General features: G+C 60.6%; 13 protein-coding genes and 1 tRNA gene. All 14 read left to right on the top strand.

Features of this window, described 5'->3' with window-relative positions:
* A partial coding sequence (locus tag FHS09_RS23185; protein WP_076604501.1) for an EF-Tu C-terminal domain-related protein occupies positions 1–91 on the top strand: 91 nt, incomplete at its 5' end.
* Between the two features lie 125 nt (positions 92–216).
* Positions 217–292: transfer RNA gene (locus tag FHS09_RS21640), tRNA-Trp, on the top strand.
* Between the two features lie 49 nt (positions 293–341).
* On the top strand, positions 342–710 hold the full coding sequence (secE, locus tag FHS09_RS21635; protein ID WP_183463867.1) for a preprotein translocase subunit SecE: 369 nt from the start codon (positions 342–344) through the stop codon (positions 708–710).
* Positions 711–720: 10 nt separating this feature from the next.
* The gene (nusG, locus tag FHS09_RS21630) at positions 721–1254 is read left to right on the top strand and encodes a transcription termination/antitermination protein NusG (RefSeq protein ID WP_183463865.1); all 534 of its coding nucleotides are present in this window, start codon (positions 721–723) and stop codon (positions 1252–1254) included.
* Positions 1255–1413: 159 nt separating this feature from the next.
* Complete coding sequence (rplK, locus tag FHS09_RS21625; RefSeq protein WP_183463863.1) at positions 1414–1845, top strand: 50S ribosomal protein L11; 432 nt, start codon at positions 1414–1416, stop codon at positions 1843–1845.
* Complete coding sequence (gene rplA, locus FHS09_RS21620) at positions 1846–2541, top strand: 50S ribosomal protein L1 (protein ID WP_183463861.1); 696 nt, start codon at positions 1846–1848, stop codon at positions 2539–2541. It abuts the gene before it with no gap.
* Between the two features lie 250 nt (positions 2542–2791).
* On the top strand, positions 2792–3286 hold the full coding sequence (rplJ, locus tag FHS09_RS21615; RefSeq protein WP_183463859.1) for a 50S ribosomal protein L10: 495 nt from the start codon (positions 2792–2794) through the stop codon (positions 3284–3286).
* A gap of 73 nt (positions 3287–3359) precedes the next feature.
* Positions 3360–3728: a 50S ribosomal protein L7/L12 gene (gene rplL, locus FHS09_RS21610; RefSeq protein ID WP_183463856.1), complete on the top strand. Its 369-nt coding sequence runs from the start codon at positions 3360–3362 to the stop codon at positions 3726–3728.
* Positions 3729–4121: 393 nt separating this feature from the next.
* On the top strand, positions 4122–8195 hold the full coding sequence (gene rpoB / locus FHS09_RS21605; RefSeq protein WP_183463854.1) for a DNA-directed RNA polymerase subunit beta: 4074 nt from the start codon (positions 4122–4124) through the stop codon (positions 8193–8195).
* A gap of 106 nt (positions 8196–8301) precedes the next feature.
* A complete protein-coding gene (gene rpoC / locus FHS09_RS21600) occupies positions 8302–12531 on the top strand; it encodes a DNA-directed RNA polymerase subunit beta' (protein ID WP_183463852.1) in 4230 nt (1409 codons plus the stop codon).
* Positions 12532–12838: 307 nt separating this feature from the next.
* On the top strand, positions 12839–13213 hold the full coding sequence (rpsL, locus tag FHS09_RS21595; protein ID WP_067150990.1) for a 30S ribosomal protein S12: 375 nt from the start codon (positions 12839–12841) through the stop codon (positions 13211–13213).
* 116 nt (positions 13214–13329) lie between these two features.
* Positions 13330–13800, top strand: coding sequence for a 30S ribosomal protein S7 (gene rpsG / locus FHS09_RS21590; protein WP_183463850.1), 471 nt, complete (start codon positions 13330–13332; stop codon positions 13798–13800).
* A gap of 103 nt (positions 13801–13903) precedes the next feature.
* Positions 13904–16009, top strand: coding sequence for an elongation factor G (gene fusA / locus FHS09_RS21585; protein ID WP_183463848.1), 2106 nt, complete (start codon positions 13904–13906; stop codon positions 16007–16009).
* A gap of 89 nt (positions 16010–16098) precedes the next feature.
* Positions 16099–16544 (top strand): GTP-binding protein (locus tag FHS09_RS21580; RefSeq protein WP_183463846.1); only part of this gene is annotated, 446 nt, incomplete at its 3' end.

The following is a 16544-nucleotide window of genomic DNA, read 5'->3' as shown; positions in this document are numbered from 1 at the left end:
CCCGATCGCCATGGAAGAAGGCCTGCGCTTCGCGATCCGCGAAGGCGGCCGTACCGTTGGTGCTGGCGTGGTAGCCAAGATCATCGAGTAAGCTGGCTCGCGGGGCGCCAGCCCCCGCAAAAGACCCGTTGATCGGGGGCGGAGCTGGTGCTACACTCCGCTCCCTCATTTTTCGGTCGCTGATGCAAAAGTGTGCAGTGGCGTCCGGTTGTTCTTAGGCCAGTGGCTCAATTGGTAGAGCATCGGTCTCCAAAACCGAGGGTTGGGGGTTCGAGTCCCTCCTGGCCTGCCATTTCTAGATGCTGGTTTCTAGAGGCTAGAAACTAGAAAGGCTTCTATATATGAATGCTAAAGTAGAGGCGAAAACCTTTCGTCTTGATGGCCTGAAGTGGCTGCTGGTGGTGCTGTTGGTTGGCACCGCGGTGGCGGGCAATTCCTATTACGCCGATTTTCCCCTTCTGTACCGCGTGCTGGCGATTGTTGCGCTCTGCCTGGTGGCGTTGGCTGTTGCAGTCAATACCGCCAAGGGTAATGCCTTCTGGAATCTCCTGCGCGAGGCCCAGACAGAGGTGCGGCGGGTTGTCTGGCCGAGCCGCCAGGAGGCGACACAGACCACACTGATCGTGGTGGTGATTACGTTGATTACGGCGCTGATCCTGTGGGCGCTGGATTCCGCCCTGGGTTGGGCGGCATCCAAGGTTATCGGCTAAAGGTTGACGCATGGCTAAGCATTGGTACGTGGTTCAGGCCTACTCCGGCTACGAGAAGCGCGTTGCGTCCTCCCTGAAGGAGCGCATCGAGCTGCACGAAATGGAGCATCTGTTCGGCGAGGTGCTGGTGCCCACCGAAGAGGTGGTTGAGATGCGCGCCGGGCAAAAGCGCAAGAGCGAGCGCAAGTTCTTCCCCGGCTATGTGTTGGTGGAAATGGAGTTGAACGACGATACCTGGCACCTGGTGAAAGAAACCCCGCGCGTACTGGGTTTTATCGGCGGCAAGGCGGACAGGCCGGCGCCGATCACCGATCGCGAGGCCCAGGCTATCCTGAATCGGATCGACGACTCTGTCGACAAGCCCAAGCCCAAGACCCTGTTCGAGCCCGGCGAGATGGTGCGGGTTACCGACGGGCCGTTCAACGATTTCAACGGTGTGGTGGAAGAGGTCAACTACGAGAAGAGCCGCCTGCGTGTGGCGGTGTTGATCTTCGGCCGCTCCACCCCGGTAGAGCTGGAGTTCAGCCAAGTAGAGAAAAGCTGATTCCGGCGCCGAATTTTCAGCCCTCTTTCACCGTCGGGTGGAAGGGGGCTTTCGCGTCCCTGAAGGTTCAATAGCTTTCGGGGCAACAGGGGAGCCGAGCGCTGCGGGTGGATAACCCGTTCAACGCAGGCGCTACCACCCAACCAGAGGAGAGCTGTAATGGCTAAGAAAGTCGAAGCTTATATCAAGCTGCAAGTCAAGGCCGGTCAGGCCAACCCGAGCCCGCCCGTTGGTCCCGCGCTGGGTCAGCACGGCGTAAATATCATGGAGTTCTGTAAGGCGTTCAACGCCCAGACTCAGAATATCGAGCCGGGCCTGCCGGTGCCGGTAGTGATCTCTGTGTACAGCGATCGCTCCTTCACCTTCATCATGAAGTCCCCGCCTGCCGCAGTACTGCTGCGCAAGGCCGCCAAGATCAAGAGCGGTTCCGGTCGCCCGAACACCGAGAAGGTGGGTAAGGTAACCCGTGCCCAGTTGGAAGAAATCGCCACTGTCAAAATGGCAGACCTGACTGCATCCGATATGGACGCGGCCGTGCGCACAATCGCCGGTTCCGCACGCAGTGCCGGTATCGAAGTGGAGGGTCTGTAAGTGGCTAAGTTGAGCAAGCGTCAGCGCGCTATCGCTGAGAAAGTGGAAGCCGGTAAAGCCTACGGTATCGACGATGCATTGGCCCTGCTGAAGGAGCTGTCCAATGTGAAGTTCGCGGAAACCGTGGATGCCTCCATCAATCTGGGTATCGATCCGCGCAAATCCGATCAGGCAGTTCGCGGTGCCACTACTCTGCCTCACGGCACCGGTAAAGATGTACGTGTAGCAGTATTCACCCAGGGCGCCAATGCCGATGCGGCGAAAGAAGCTGGCGCCGACCTGGTGGGCATGGACGAACTGGCTGCCGAAGTGAAGGCCGGCAAAATGGACTTCGACGTGGTGATCGCCTCCCCGGATGCGATGCGCGTTGTCGGCCAGCTGGGCCAGATCCTCGGTCCCCGCGGCCTGATGCCGAATCCGAAGACCGGCACCGTGACTCCGGACGTGGTCACTGCGGTGAAAAACGCCAAGGCCGGTCAGGTGCGTTTCCGCGCTGACAAGGGCGGCATTATTCACGGTGGTATCGGCAAGGTGAGCTTTGATCCGAACGCGATCAAGGAGAACCTGGAGGCGCTGGTGTCGGATCTGAAGAAGGTCAAGCCCGCGTCCGCCAAGGGTGTCTACCTGAAGAAGATCACCCTGAGCACCACCATGGGGCCGGGCCTGACCATCGATCAGGCTTCCCTGAACATTTAACTGTGCCTGCAGGAGCGGCTTCCAGCTGCCCCTGCAAAGCAACCGAACTTTGGGGTCCGCTCAGCATTTGCGAAGCGGGCCGTCAAAGACCGTAGGTGCCGCGCGGACTCCGGTTCGCAGGCTTAATCCGGACGGGAGTCCGAGCCTACGCAGACGGTGTGCCCAAACCAGTATTTTTGCTGGATTTGAGCTGCCGGAACGGGATCGGGAGCGGTATTCCCGGTCTTTTTTCAAATCCAGGAGTGACACTATGGCTATTGGACTCGAAGACAAGAAAGCGATTGTCGCAGAAGTCCAGCAAGCTGCTGAGGGCGCCCTGTCGGCGGTGATCGCGGATTCCCGCGGCGTTACCGTGAACGACATGACCGCCCTGCGCAAAGAGGCTCGCGAGAACGGCGTTTGGTTGAAAGTCGTCCGCAACACTCTGGCGCGTCGCGCTCTTGCCGGTACCGAATACGAATGTCTCGTAGAGAAGTTCGTCGGTCCCAGCCTGATTGCCTTTTCCAACGAACACCCGGGTGCCGGCGCGCGCATCCTGTCGGCGTTCGCCAAGGGAAACGACAAGCTGGAACTGAAAGGTGCCGCCTTCGAAGGCGCTGTCGCCGATGTCGCCATGTTGGCAACCCTGCCGACTTACGACGAAGCGATCGCCAAGTTGATGAGCGTGTTGAAAGAAGCATCTGCTGGCAAGCTGGTCCGCACTATTGCGGCCATTCGCGACCAGAAAGAGCAGGAAGCAGCCTGATTCACTGTAGAACGGCTGTCTTTTCAATGAATTTCCGAGCAGCCCGCTGCTCAAACAAATTGGGTACTGACTCATGTCTCTGACTAAAGAAGATATTATCAACGCAGTTGCCGAAATGTCCGTCAAGGATGTTGTCGAGCTGATCGAAGCGATGGAAGAGAAGTTCGGCGTAACTGCCGCTGCAGCAGTTGTAGCCGGTCCGGCTGCCGGTGAAGCGGCTGCGGAAGAGAAGGACGAGTTCGACGTAATCCTGACTTCCGCCGGCGAGAAGAAAGTAAACGTGATCAAGGCTGTTCGCGGCATCACCGGCCTGGGCCTGAAGGAAGCCAAGGCACTGGTAGACGGCGCTCCGGCTCCGCTGAAAGAAGGCGTGAGCAAGGACGAAGCCGAAGAGGCGAAGAAACAGCTGGAAGAAGCTGGCGCAACTGTAGAGCTGAAGTAATTCGGTTGTTGCGCTGCCGCCCGGCGTTTTTTGCGACGGGTGGCGACAAGGCTGGTGGACTTATGTCCGCCGGCCTTTTTGCCGTTTGCGGCAACTAGGTTTTAGAGTCTTTTAGCGGTGTTCTTTTGACCGGAAAAACGTGACCGCTGAGACCTCAAATACACCTTAACGCACTCTGTGCGCCGCTGAAAAGCGCAAGTGATCGAGAGATTTCCGACCAGTGCAGTGAAGACTGTATTGCTCAGAGGCTTCTCGCCCGGAGGTGGAAAGCCGGGGTCAGAGTAAAATTATTTTTAATGGCGCAGCCATTCAATTTTTCAAATTGGGAAATAATTTTACTCTGACCCCGGTTTTCCCACGAAGTCTTGTCACCGATCAAGCTGGGGAATATGAATGGCTTACTCATACACTGAGAAAAAACGTATCCGCAAGGATTTTGGCAAACTGCCGAAGGTCATGGATGTGCCTTTCCTGCTTGCGATACAGCTGGACTCCTATCGCAAATTCACACAGGCCGACAAGCGCCCCGATGACCGGCTGGATATCGGGCTGCAGGCGGCGTTCAAGTCCGTATTTCCAATTGTCAGCTATTCCGGCAACGCCGCTCTGGAGTATGTGAGCTACCAGCTGGGCAAGCCGGCGTTCGACGTCAAGGAGTGCACCCTGCGCGGCGTCACCTACGCCTGCCCGTTGCGGGTGCGCGTGCGTCTGATCATCTACGATAAAGAGTCTGCCAATAAGTCCATCAAGGACATCAAGGAGCAGGAAGTGTACATGGGCGAAATTCCGCTCATGACCGACAATGGTACCTTTGTGATCAATGGTACCGAGCGCGTGATCGTTTCCCAGCTGCACCGCTCCCCGGGTGTATTCTTCGATCACGACAAGGGCAAGACCCATTCCTCCGGTAAGCTGTTGTACGCCGCGCGCGTGATTCCCTACCGCGGCTCCTGGTTGGACTTCGAGTTCGACCCGAAGGACCTGGTCTATGTGCGCATCGACCGCCGCCGCAAACTGCCGGCGACCATCCTGCTGCGCGCTCTGGGCTACAGCTCCCAGGAAATGTTGGAGATGTTCTTCGAAACCAGCAGATTCGAGCTGCACGAGGACAATGTCAGCCTGGAACTGATCCCCTCACGCCTGCGCGGTGACGTCGCCTCTTTCGATATCAAGGATGGTAAGGGCAAGGTCCTCGTCGAGGACGGCCGCCGCATCACCCCGCGCCATATCCGCCAGTTGGAAAAAGCCGGCGTGGAGCGTCTCGAGGCACCCCTTGAATACCTCTACGGCCGCGTACTGGCCCACGATATCGTGGACGAGTCCACCGGCGAAGTGGCGGTCGAGTGCAACACCGAGATTACCGAAGAGGTGCTGGGCAAGCTGAAGGCGCTGAACATCAGCAAATTCGAAACCCTGTACACCAACGACCTGGATCGCGGTCCGTTTGTTTCCGATACCCTGCGCGCCGACCCGTCGCGCACCCAGTTGGAAGCGCTGGTGGAAATCTACCGCATGATGCGTCCCGGTGAACCGCCCACCAAGGAGTCCGCCGAGTCCCTGTTCGAAAACCTTTTCTTCACTGAAGAGCGTTACGACCTGTCCGCGGTCGGCCGCATGAAGTTCAACCGCCGCCTGGGTCGCGAGGACGAGACCGGCGCGGGCACCCTGAGCAAGGAAGATATCGTCGACGTCCTCAAGACGCTGATCGATATCCGCAACGGCGAGGGCATGGTGGACGACATCGACCACCTGGGTAACCGCCGCGTGCGCTCCGTGGGTGAAATGGCCGAAAACCAGTTCCGCGTGGGCCTGGTACGCGTCGAGCGGGCGGTGAAAGAGCGCCTGTCCATGGCCGAGTCCGAGGGCCTGATGCCCCAGGACCTGATCAACGCCAAGCCGGTGGCGGCGGCGGTGAAGGAGTTCTTCGGCTCCTCCCAGCTGTCCCAGTTTATGGACCAGAACAATCCGCTCTCGGAAGTGACCCACAAGCGTCGCGTCTCCGCCCTCGGCCCGGGCGGCCTGACTCGCGAGCGCGCCGGCTTCGAGGTGCGCGACGTGCACCCGACCCACTACGGCCGTGTGTGCCCGATCGAGACCCCGGAAGGCCCGAACATCGGCTTGATCAACTCCCTGGCCACCTACGCCCGCGCCAACCACTACGGCTTCCTGGAGAGCCCCTACCGCAAGGTGGTGAGCGGTCAGGTGACCGACGAGATCGAATACCTGTCTGCGATCAACGAAGCCAACTTCGTGATTGCCCAGGCGTCCGCTGCGGTGGATGATCAGGGCCGCTTCACCGACGACCTGGTGAGTGTGCGCCACCAGAACGAATTTACCCTGAAGACGCCGGACGAAATCCAGTATATGGACGTGTCCGCGCGCCAGGTGGTTTCAGTAGCCGCGGCTATGATTCCGTTCCTGGAGCACGACGACGCCAACCGCGCACTCATGGGTTCGAACATGCAGCGTCAGGCGGTGCCGACGCTGCGCGCCGAGAAGCCCCTGGTGGGCACTGGTATGGAGCGCACCGTGGCGCGTGACTCCGGCGTCTGTGTGGTGGCCAAGCGCGGCGGTGTGATCGAGCGCGTGGATGCCAGCCGTGTGGTGGTGCGCGTCGCTGACGAAGAAGTGGAGGCGGGCGAGGCCGGTGTGGATATCTACGGCCTCACCAAGTACACCCGTTCCAACCAGAACACCTGTATCAATCAGCGCCCGATTGTGAAAACCGGCGATGTGGTGGAGCGCGGCGATATCCTCGCCGACGGCCCCTCCGTGGACCTGGGCGAACTGGCCCTGGGGCAGAACATGCGCATCGCGTTCATGCCCTGGAACGGCTACAACTTCGAGGATTCCATCCTGGTGTCCGAGCGCGTAGTGCAGGAGGACCGCTTCACCACCATCCATATCCAGGAGCTGACCTGTATCGCCCGCGACACCAAGCTGGGCAGTGAGGAGATCACCGCGGATATTCCCAACGTAGGCGAATCCGCGCTGAACAAGCTGGACGAGTCCGGCATCGTGTACATCGGTGCGGAAGTGGGTCCGGGCGACATCCTGGTGGGCAAGGTAACGCCGAAGGGCGAGGCTCAGTTGACCCCGGAGGAGAAACTGCTGCGCGCCATCTTCGGCGAGAAGGCGTCCGACGTGAAGGACACCTCCCTGCGTGCGCCCAGCGGTGCCCGCGGTACCGTCATCGACGTGCAGGTGTTCACCCGCGACGGCCTGCAGAAAGACCAGCGCTCCATCGATATCGAGAAGGCGCAGCTGGACGAAGTGCGCAAGGACCTGAACGAGGAATACCGCATCGTCGAGGGAGCCACCTTCGAGCGCCTGCAGGCGGCGCTGGAAGGCCAGAAGGCCGCCGGCGGCAAGGGCGTCAAGAAGGGTGACGTGCTCACCGCGGACGTGCTGTCCCAACTGCCGCGGGAGGACTGGTTCAAGCTGCGCATGGCGGAGGAGAGCCTGAACGAGCAGCTGGAGAAAGCTGAAGCGCAGCTGAAAGAGCGCCGCAAGCTGCTCGATGAAGCCTTCGAGGACAAGAAGAAAAAACTGGAATCCGGTGACGACCTGGCGCCGGGCGTGCTGAAAATCGTCAAGGTCTACCTGGCGATCAAGCGCCGCATCCAGCCCGGCGACAAGATGGCCGGCCGCCACGGTAACAAGGGTGTTATTTCGGTGATCAAGCCGGTCGAGGATATGCCCTACGACGATAGCGGCGAGCCGGTCGATATCGTGCTCAACCCGCTGGGTGTTCCCTCGCGGATGAACGTGGGCCAGGTGCTGGAGATGCATCTGGGCATGGCCGCCAAGGGACTGGGCGTCAAGATTGATCGCATGATCAAGGAGCAGCAGGAGGCGAAGAAAATCCGCGGATTCCTGGAAGAGGTCTACAACTCCACCGGCGGCCGGGTCGAGGAACTGGATCAGCTTTCCGATCAGGAGATCCTGGCGATGGCAGAGAATCTGCGCAATGGCGTGCCCATGGCCACCCCGGTGTTCGACGGTGCCGACGAGCGCGAGATCAAGCAGTTGCTGAACCTGGCGGATGTGCCGGAATCCGGGCAGATCACCCTGCACGACGGCCGTACCGGCGACGCCTTCGAGCGGCCGGTCACCGTGGGCTATATGTACATGCTCAAGCTGAACCACCTGGTGGACGACAAGATGCACGCGCGTTCCACCGGCTCCTACAGCCTGGTTACCCAGCAGCCGCTGGGCGGTAAGGCGCAGTTCGGCGGCCAGCGTTTCGGGGAGATGGAGGTCTGGGCGCTGGAAGCCTACGGTGCCGCCTACACTCTGCAGGAAATGCTCACGGTCAAATCCGACGACGTGGAAGGGCGGACCAAGATGTACAAGAACATCGTGGATTCCGATCACCGCATGGAACCGGGAATGCCCGAATCCTTCAACGTACTGGTCAAGGAAATCCGCTCCCTCGGCATGAACTTCGAGCTGGAACACGAGTGAGCGGAATGCGGAATGATGAATGCGGAATGATGAATAGCATTCCGCGCCACCGGATTTGTAGGGTGGATAAGCGCAGCGCATCCACCTTCAAGATTGGAGAAAGGCTTTGAAAGATTTGTTAAACCTGGTGAAAGCCCAGGAACAGCTGGAAGAATTCGACGCTATCCGTATCGGCTTGGCGTCTCCGGACATGATCCGCTCCTGGTCCTACGGCGAAGTGAAAAAGCCGGAGACCATCAACTACCGCACCTTCAAGCCGGAGCGCGAGGGCCTGTTCTGTGCCAAGATCTTCGGCCCGGTGAAGGATTACGAGTGCCTGTGCGGCAAGTACAAGCGCATGAAGCACCGCGGCATTATCTGCGAGAAGTGTGGCGTTGAAGTGACCAAGGCCAAGGTGCGCCGCGAGCGCATGGGCCACATCGAGCTGGCCAGCCCGGTGGCGCACATCTGGTTCCTGAAATCCCTGCCGTCCCGCATCGGCCTGCTGCTGGATATGACCCTGCGCGATATCGAGCGGGTGCTGTATTTCGAATCCTATGTGGTCACCGATCCGGGCATGACCACTCTCGAGCGCGGCCAGCTGCTGAACGACGAGCAGTACTTCGAGGCGATGGAAGAGTTCGCCGACGAGTTTGAGGCCAAGATGGGCGCCGAGGCGATCCAGGAACTGATGCACGACATCGACCTGCCGGCGGAAATCCAGCGCCTGCGGGAAGAGATTCCGGCCACCAATTCCGAGACCAAGATCAAGAAGCTGTCCAAGCGCCTGAAGCTGCTGGAGGCCTTCTATAAGTCGGGCAACAACCCGGAGTGGATGGTCATGCAGGCGCTGCCGGTACTGCCGCCGGACCTTCGCCCATTGGTGCCCCTGGACGGTGGCCGCTTCGCGACCTCCGACCTGAACGACCTGTACCGCCGGGTGATCAACCGCAACAACCGCCTGAAGCGTCTGCTCGAGCTGAATGCGCCGGACATCATCGTGCGCAACGAAAAACGCATGCTGCAAGAGTCCGTGGACGCACTGCTGGACAACGGCCGCCGCGGCCGCGCCATCACCGGCTCCAACAAGCGCCCGCTGAAGTCCCTCGCGGACATGATCAAGGGCAAGCAGGGCCGCTTCCGCCAGAACCTGCTGGGCAAGCGCGTGGACTACTCCGGCCGCTCCGTGATCGTGGTCGGCCCGACCCTGCGCCTGCACCAGTGCGGCCTGCCCAAAAAGATGGCCCTGGAGCTGTTCAAGCCGTTTATTTTCGGCAAGCTGGAAGCCCGCGGCCTGGCCACCACCATCAAGGCGGCCAAGAAAATGGTCGAGCGCGAAGAAGCGGTGGTCTGGGACATTCTCGACGAGGTGATCCGCGAGCACCCGGTGCTGCTGAACCGCGCCCCGACCCTGCACCGCCTGGGTATCCAGGCGTTCGAGCCGGTGCTGATTGAAGGTAAGGCGATCCAACTGCACCCGCTGGTGTGCGCGGCCTATAACGCCGACTTCGACGGCGACCAGATGGCGGTACACGTACCGCTGACCATCGAGGCGCAACTCGAAAGCCGCGCGCTGATGATGTCCACCAACAACATCCTGTCCCCGGCCAACGGTGAGCCGATCATCGTGCCGTCCCAGGACGTGGTACTGGGTCTCTACTGGATGACCCGCGAGCGCGTCAACGACAAAGGCGAGGGCATGTTCTTCTCTGACATCAAGGAGGTGAGCCGCGCTTACTACGCCAAGCAGGTGGGTCTGCAGGCGAGGGTGAAGGTGCGCATCCGCGAGGTAATCGTCGGCGAGGACGGTGAGAAGCGCGAGCAGCGCAGCATCTACGACACCACCGTCGGCCGCGCGCTGTTGTGGAATGTCGTACCGGATGGCCTCGGCTTCGACATGGTCAACAAGGCCATGAACAAGAAGTCCATCTCGCGCATTCTCAACCAGTGCTATCGCCTGGTGGGCCTGAAGGCAACGGTGATCTTCGCCGACCAGTTGATGTACACAGGTTTCGATTTCTCCACCAAGTCTGGCTCCTCCATCGGCGTGAACGACTTCGAGATCCCGGCGGCCAAGGCCGAGCTGATCGCCGCCGCGGAGGCGGAGGTGAAGGAGATCGAGAGCCAGTTCGCCTCCGGCCTGGTTACCGCCGGCGAGAAATACAACAAGGTCATCGACGTCTGGTCGCGCACCAACGACCGCGTGACCCAGTCCATGATGGACGGCATCCGCAAGGAGAAGGTGATCGATCGCGACGGCAAGGAGACCGAGCAGGACTCCTTCAACTCCGTGTACATGTACGCCGACTCCGGCGCGCGGGGCTCCGAGGCGCAGATTCGCCAGCTGGCCGGCATGCGCGGCCTGATGGCGCGTCCGGACGGCTCCATTATCGAGAACGCCATTACCGCGAACTTCCGCGAGGGCCTGAACGTACTGCAGTACTTCATCTCCACCCACGGCGCTCGTAAAGGTCTGGCGGATACCGCACTGAAGACCGCCAACTCCGGTTACCTCACCCGCCGCTTGGTGGACGTGGCCCAGGACGTGGTGGTGACCGAACCCGACTGCGGCACCGACGACGGCCTGACCATGGCACCGGTGATTGAGGGCGGCGACGTGATTGAATCCCTGGGCGATCGCATCCTGGGTCGCGTGGTTGCGCGCGATGTGCTCAGGCCGGGCACCGACGAGATCGCGGTATCCGCCGGTACCATGATCGACGAAGCCTGGGTTGAGCGCATCGAGACCATGGGTATCGACGAAGTGATCGTGCGCTCGCCGATTACCTGTGAGACCGCCCACGGTATCTGTTCCCAGTGCTACGGTCGCGACCTGGCCCGCGGTCACCGCGCCAATTCCGGCGAGGCTGTTGGCGTGGTTGCCGCCCAGTCCATTGGTGAGCCGGGTACCCAGTTGACCATGCGGACCTTCCACATCGGCGGCGCGGCCAGCCGCGCCTCCGCGGCGGACAGTATCCAGGTGAAGCAGCCGGGTACTGTGCGTCTGCACAATGTGAAGACGGTAAAAGCGGAGAGCGGTGTCCTGGTGGCAGTGTCCCGCTCCGGTGAGCTGGCCGTCGCCGACAGCGCCGGTCGCGAGCGCGAGCGTTACAAGCTTCCCTACGGTGCCAGCATCACCGTGGAGGAGGGCGCCAAGGTGGACGGCGGCCAGGTAGTGGCCAAGTGGGACCCGCACACCCACCCGATCATCACCGAGGTGGCCGGCTGGGTGAAACTGTCCGGCATGGAAGATGGACTGTCGATCCGCAAGCAGACCGACGAAATCACCGGCCTGTCCTCCATCGAAGTGATCGATCCGGCGGAGCGCCCGTCCGCGGGCAAAGACCTGCGTCCGGCGGTGACCCTGGTGGACGAGAGCGGCAACGAACTGACCCTGGCCAACAGCAACGCACCGGCGCACTACGCGCTGCCGCCGCGGGCCATCCTCAGCCTGGCCGATGGCGACAAGGTGAATGTGGGCGATATCGTTGCGCGTATTCCGCAGGAATCCGGCGGCACCAAGGACATCACCGGCGGTCTGCCGCGAGTGGCCGACCTGTTCGAGGCGCGCAAGCCGAAGGAGCCGTCCATCCTGGCGGAGATCTCCGGTACCGTGTCGTTTGGCAAGGAAACCAAGGGCAAGGTGCGTCTGCAGATCACCCCGACCGACGGCAAGCCGTTGGCGAACGGCAAGGATCACTACGAGGTATTGATCCCGAAACACCGCCAGTTGACCGTGTTCGAGGGTGAAACCGTTGAGAAGGGCGAGGTTATTTCCGATGGCCCGTCCAACCCGCACGACATTCTGCGCCTGAAGGGCGTGGAAGAGTTGGCCCGCTACATCACCAATGAAATCCAGGAGGTTTACCGCCTCCAGGGTGTGGGCATCAACGACAAGCATATCGAAGTGATTGTGCGCCAGATGCTGCGCAAGGTGGAGATCACCGAGATGGGTGACTCCGAGTTCATCAAGGGTGACCAGGTGGAGTACCAGCGGGTCATCGAGGAGAACGTGCGCCTGCGCGCCGAGGACAAGCAGCCGGCTCAGTTCGAGCGCCTGTTGCTGGGTATCACCAAGGCGTCCCTGGCCACCGAGTCCTTCCTGTCCGCGGCCTCCTTCCAGGAGACCACCCGCGTCCTCACCGAGGCGTCGGTCACCGGCAAGGAAGACCGCTTGCGCGGCCTGAAGGAGAACGTCGTGGTGGGTCGCCTGATCCCAGCGGGTACCGGCCTTGCGCACCACCTGGAGCGCAAGCGCAGGCGCAGCCTGCAACTGGAGGAAACTTTCGGCGAGGGACCGTCCGCGGCGGAAGTGGAAGCGGCACTGACCGAAGCCCTGAAGTCCTCCGGCGAATGATGAAAGCGGAATGCGGAATGCGGAATACGCGGTCTGGCTCTGTGCTGTAGGAGCGGCCGTTGGCCGCGATCCGACTCCCGGCTAGCACCGGGGCTGATCGCGGTCGAGGAGTCGCTCTGCGGCACATGGCCAGATCGCGATTCAGTATTCATCATTCCGCATTGACTGGGCGCGGTCGCGCCTATAGAATGCGGCCCCCGCTTATATGGGGTGTGCTGCCCGGCTTTCAGGCCGCCAGCTGGCACACACAGACGATTGGGCCCCCGCTCTCGAAGGTGGGGGCGTTTTATTTTTGGAGTGATTTTTAATGGCAACGATCAACCAGTTGGTTCGTAAGCCGAGAAAACGCAAAGTCGAGAAAAGCGACGTTCCAGCCCTGCAGGCCAGCCCGCAGCGCCGTGGAGTTTGCACTCGCGTGTACACCACTACACCGAAGAAGCCGAACTCTGCACTGCGCAAGGTCTGCCGTGTGCGCCTAACCAACGGTTACGAAGTGACTTCGTACATCGGCGGTGAGGGTCACAACCTGCAGGAGCACAGCGTGGTACTGATTCGCGGCGGTCGTGTAAAAGACCTGCCGGGTGTGCGCTACCACACGGTGCGTGGTGCACTGGACTGTGCCGGCGTCAACGATCGCAAGCAGGGCCGTTCCAAGTACGGCGCCAAGCGACCCAAAGGTTAATTGACCTTTATTTGACCCATTGCGTTTCGGTTTTCCAACCGGAGTAAGGCTGAGCTCGCCGATGAGTATTTGAGTTACGGCGGCGTCTCAGAGTAACCCTGAAGAGAGGCAATCCCATGCCAAGAAGACGAGTAGTCGCCAAGCGCGAAGTGCTGCCCGATCCCAAGTTCGGGAACGTCACCCTCGCCAAGTTCATGAACCACGTCATGATCAGCGGCAAGAAATCTGTTGCAGAGAGCATCGTCTACGGTGCCCTGGATATGGTTTCTGAAAAACTGAACAAAGACCCCATCGAAGTTTTCGAAGAGTCCCTGGAAAACATTGCGCCTATGGTGGAAGTGAAGTCCCGCCGCGTTGGTGGTGCGACTTACCAGGTGCCGGTAGAAGTGCGTCCCTCGCGCCGCATGGCCCTGGCAATGCGTTGGCTGGTAGAGTTCTCCCGCAAGCGCGGCGAGAAGTCCATGGCCCAGCGCCTGGCCAACGAAATGATCGACGCCTCCCAGAGCAAGGGCGGTGCGGTCAAGAAGCGTGAAGATGTACACCGTATGGCGGAAGCCAACAAGGCGTTCTCTCACTACCGCTTCTGAGTCTGATGATTACCACCATCGGAAATTAATACCGAAAGGCAGCGCGGACCTAGATTTAGTTGTAGGCCAGGCTGCCTTTTGCCGTTATATCGAGGATACAACTGTGGCACGTAAAACGCCTATCGAACGCTATCGCAATATCGGTATCTGCGCTCACGTAGATGCCGGTAAGACCACCACCACCGAGCGCGTACTCTTCTACACTGGTCTGTCCCACAAAATCGGTGAGGTGCACGAAGGCGCCGCAACCATGGACTGGATGGAGCAGGAACAGGAGCGCGGTATTACCATTACCTCCGCGGCGACCACCTGTTTCTGGGCCGGTATGCAGCAGCAGTTCCAGCAGCACCGCGTCAACATCATCGACACACCCGGACACGTTGACTTCACCATCGAGGTGGAGCGCTCCCTGCGCGTGCTCGACGGCGCCGTTGTCGTACTGTGCGGTTCCTCCGGCGTACAGCCGCAGACCGAAACCGTATGGCGCCAGGCCAACAAGTACGAAGTGCCGCGCATGGTCTTCGTGAACAAGATGGACCGCGCCGGTGCAAACTTCCGCAACGTGGTCAAGCAGCTCAAGGACCGCCTGAACGCCAACGCGGTGCCCCTGCAGATGACCATCGGCGCCGAGGACGATTTCAAGGGCGTGGTCGATCTGGTGAAAATGAAAGCCATCATCTGGAATGAAGATGATATGGGCATGACCTTCACCTACGAAGACATTCCCGCCGAGCTGCAGGACGAGTGCGAAGAGATGCGCGAGTTCTTGATGGAGGCAGCTGCGGAAGCCAACGAAGAGCTGATGGAAAAATATCTGGAGGAAGGCGAGCTTTCCGAAGAGGAAATCAAAGCCGGTATCCGCCAGCGCACCCTGGCCAACGAGATCGTTCCGGTCCTGGGCGGCTCTGCATTCAAGAACAAAGGCGTGCAGGCAGTGCTGGACGCGGTGATCGAGTACCTGCCGGCACCCACCGAAGTGCGTGCTATCGAAGGTACCCTGGAGGATGGCGAAACCGTCGAGACCCGCGAGGCGGACGACAACGCACCCTTCGCCGCGCTGGCGTTCAAGATCGCCACCGACCCCTTCGTGGGCACCCTGACCTTCTTCCGCGTCTACTCCGGCAAGCTGGAGAGCGGCACCGCGGTGTACAACTCGGTGAAAATGAAGAAGGAGCGTGTCGGCCGTATGGTGCAGATGCACTCCAACGACCGTAAGGAAATCAAGGAAGTGCTGGCGGGCGACATCGCCGCGGCCATTGGCCTGAAAGACGTCACCACGGGGGATACCCTGTGCGCCGAGAACAGCAGGATCGTGCTGGAGCGCATGGAGTTCCCGGAGCCGGTAATTCACGTTGCCGTGGAGCCGAAGTCCAAAGCGGACCAGGAAAAAATGGGCGTGGCCCTGGGTAAATTGGCCCAGGAAGACCCGTCTTTCCGCGTGAAGACCGACGAGGAGTCCGGCCAGACCATTATCGGCGGCATGGGCGAGCTGCACCTGGATATCATCGTCGACCGTATGCGTCGCGAGTTCAACGTCGAGGCGAATATCGGCAAGCCGCAGGTGGCCTACCGCGAAGCCATCCGCAACACTTCCGAGATCGAAGGTAAGTTCGTGCGCCAGTCCGGTGGTCGCGGCCAGTACGGGCATGTCTGGGTGCGCTTCGAGCCGGCGGAGGACGAGTCCGCGGAAGGTCTCGAGTTCGTCAACGAAATCGTGGGTGGTGTGGTACCCAAGGAATACATTCCGGCGGTACAGAAAGGTATCGAAGAGCAGATGCAGAACGGCGTACTGGCGGGCTACCCGCTGCTGGGCCTGAAGGCAAGCCTGTACGACGGTTCCTACCACGATGTGGACTCCAACGAAATGGCGTTTAAAATTGCCGGTTCCATGGCGACCAAGCAGCTCTCCTCCAAGGGCGGTGCGGTACTGTTGGAGCCGGTGATGAAAGTGGAAGTGGTAACCCCGGAAGAGAACATGGGCGACGTGGTCGGCGACCTCAACCGCCGCCGCGGTCTGATCCAGGGTATGGATGAAGGTCCCTCCGGCAAGGTGATCAACGCGGAAGTACCGCTGGCGGAAATGTTCGGTTACGCAACCGACCTCCGCTCCGCCACCCAGGGCCGCGCCACGTACACCATGGAGTTCCTGAAGTACGCGGAAGCGCCGAAGAACGTAGCCGATGAGATCATCGCGAAAACCAAGGCTTAAACAACCATTGACTCAAAAGGCCTCGGGCGGCCTACAGGTGCGCGGCTCGAGGCTTCTTTGACAAACTTTTAGCTATAGAGGACACGACAGTGGCAAAAGAAAAGTTTGAACGTTCCAAGCCCCACGTGAACGTGGGCACCATCGGTCACGTAGACCACGGTAAAACCACCCTGACCGCCGCGCTGACCCGTGTCTGCGCCGAAGTCTGGGGCGGCTCTGCAGTAGCCTTCGAAGGGATCGACAACGCTCCCGAAGAGCGCGAGCGCGGTATCACCATTGCCACCTCCCACGTAGAATACGAATCCCCGACCCGTCACTACGCCCACGTAGACTGCCCGGGGCACGCCGACTATGTGAAGAACATGATCACCGGTGCCGCGCAGATGGACGGCGCCATCCTGGTCTGCTCCGCCGCCGACGGCCCCATGCCGCAGACCCGAGAGCACATCCTGCTGTCCCGCCAGGTAGGCGTACCCTACATCGTGGTCTTCCTCAACAAAGCCGACATGGTGGACGACGAAGAACTGCTCGAGCT

Origin of the sequence: Microbulbifer rhizosphaerae (genome assembly GCF_014191725.1) — a bacterium.
Taxonomy (GTDB): domain Bacteria; phylum Pseudomonadota; class Gammaproteobacteria; order Pseudomonadales; family Cellvibrionaceae; genus Microbulbifer; species Microbulbifer rhizosphaerae.
This window is presented reverse-complemented; position numbering and strand designations above follow the sequence as displayed.

What these genes read in the sequence shown, in the direction of transcription:
- nusG (WP_183463865.1), top strand. Translation starts at nt 721, where the DNA reads ATGGCTAAGCATTGGTACGTGGTTCAGGCCTACTCCGGCTACGAGAAG.
- rpoB (WP_183463854.1), top strand. Translation starts at nt 4,122, where the DNA reads ATGGCTTACTCATACACTGAGAAAAAACGTATCCGCAAGGATTTTGGC.
- rpsL (WP_067150990.1), top strand. Translation starts at nt 12,839, where the DNA reads ATGGCAACGATCAACCAGTTGGTTCGTAAGCCGAGAAAACGCAAAGTC.
- rplL (WP_183463856.1), top strand. Translation starts at nt 3,360, where the DNA reads ATGTCTCTGACTAAAGAAGATATTATCAACGCAGTTGCCGAAATGTCC.
- secE (WP_183463867.1), top strand. Translation starts at nt 342, where the DNA reads ATGAATGCTAAAGTAGAGGCGAAAACCTTTCGTCTTGATGGCCTGAAG.
- rpsG (WP_183463850.1), top strand. Translation starts at nt 13,330, where the DNA reads ATGCCAAGAAGACGAGTAGTCGCCAAGCGCGAAGTGCTGCCCGATCCC.
- rplJ (WP_183463859.1), top strand. Translation starts at nt 2,792, where the DNA reads ATGGCTATTGGACTCGAAGACAAGAAAGCGATTGTCGCAGAAGTCCAG.
- rplK (WP_183463863.1), top strand. Translation starts at nt 1,414, where the DNA reads ATGGCTAAGAAAGTCGAAGCTTATATCAAGCTGCAAGTCAAGGCCGGT.